The sequence below is a fragment of the Bradyrhizobium sp. 159 genome (genome assembly GCF_023073795.1).
Classification (GTDB): Bacteria; Pseudomonadota; Alphaproteobacteria; order Rhizobiales; family Xanthobacteraceae; genus Bradyrhizobium.
This window is the reverse complement of the sequence record NZ_JADPKE010000044.1, coordinates 1-1647: the sequence shown is the minus strand read 5'-3', so window position 1 is coordinate 1647 and position 1647 is coordinate 1. Positions and strand designations below refer to the sequence as shown.

General features: G+C 62.4%; 1 protein-coding gene. It reads left to right on the top strand.

Annotated elements, in window-relative coordinates; translation table 11 throughout:
• Positions 1-64 precede the first annotated feature (64 nt).
• A partial coding sequence (locus IVA96_RS11690) for an efflux RND transporter permease subunit (protein WP_247417245.1) occupies positions 65-1647 on the top strand: 1583 nt, incomplete at its 3' end.

Here is a 1647-nt window from a genome sequence, read left to right as displayed (position 1 = left end):
ACATTCGCGTGATCCGGCTCGGCCGGATCACGCTTCTTGAGACATAGAAATCGAGATCGCCGCGATGGCCTTTACCGACATTTTCATCAAGCGACCGGTGCTGTCGGTCGTCGTCAGCCTGCTGATCCTGCTGATAGGCCTGCGCGCGGCGATGGTGCTGCCGATCCGGCAGTATCCGAAGCTGTCGAACACCGTCATCAACATCACGACCGTGTATCCCGGCGCATCCGCGGACCTGATCCAGGGCTTCATCACGACGCCGATCGAGCAGGCGGTCGCTTCCGCCGAGGGCGTCGACTACATCACCTCGTCCTCGGTCCTCGGCACCTCGACGATCCAGGTCTACATCAAGCTGAACTTCGATCCGAACCAGGCGCTCACCGAGGTGCTGGCCAAGACGAACTCGGTCAAATATCTGATCCCGAAGGAATCCAACGACCCGATCGTCACCAAGACCACGGGTCAAACCACGGCCGTGATGTATCTCGGCTTCTCGTCCGAGGAGCTGTCAGGCTCGGCGATCTCGGATTATCTGACGCGCGTGGTGCAGCCGGTGCTGTCGACGGTCGACGGCGTGGCCTCGGCGGACATTTTGGGCGGCCAGACCTTTGCGATGCGGCTCTGGCTTGATCCCGTTAAGATGGCCGGCCGCAACGTGTCGCCGGCGGACGTTGCGGCGGCGATCCAGGCCAACAACTTCCAGTCCGCCGCGGGCCAGACCAAGGGCTATCTCATCGTCTCGAACGTCTCGACGAATACGGGCCTGACCGACGTCAACCAGTTCAAGAAGATGATCGTCAAGGCCAAGGACGGCGGCTTCGTGCGGATGGAGGACATCGCCACCGTCGAGCTTGCGGCCCAAAGCACGGACGCGAGCGTTGCCTTCAACGGCGAGCATGCGATCTTCATCGGCGTACAGGCAACGCCGCAGGGCAACCCGCTGACGCTGGTCAAGGGCGTGCGCGCGCTGTTCCCCGAGCTCGAACGCAATCTGCCGCCGTCGATGAAGATGAAGGTCGCCTACGACTCGACCAAGTTCATCCAATCCTCGATCGACGAGGTGGAGAAGACGCTGGGCGAAGCCGTGATCATCGTGATCGTGGTGATCTTCCTGTTCCTCGCCTCGCTCCGCTCGGTCATCATTCCTGTCGTCACCATCCCGCTGTCGATGATCGGCGTCTGCACCCTGATGCTGGCGCTGGGCTTCAGCTTCAACCTCCTGACCCTGCTCGCGATGGTGCTCGCGATCGGCCTCGTGGTCGACGACGCCATTGTCGTGGTGGAGAACATCCACCGCCATCTGGAGGAGGGCAAGACGCCGGTACAGGCGTCGCTGCAAGGCGCGCGCGAAATCGTCGGCCCCGTCATCTCGATGACCATCACGCTAGCGGCCGTGTACGCGCCGATCGGCTTTCTTGGCGGTCTCACCGGTTCGCTGTTTCGCGAATTCGCCTTCACGCTGGCGGGCTCGGTGATCGTGTCGGGCGTGGTCGCGCTGACGCTGTCGCCGATGATGTGCTCGGTGCTGCTGAAGAACACCGAAGAAGGCCGGTTCTCCAAGCTTGTGAACCGGGTGTTCGGCGCCATCACGCGGTGGTACGGGCGCAAGCTGGACCGCTCGTTGGATTACAAGGCGATCACCGGCCT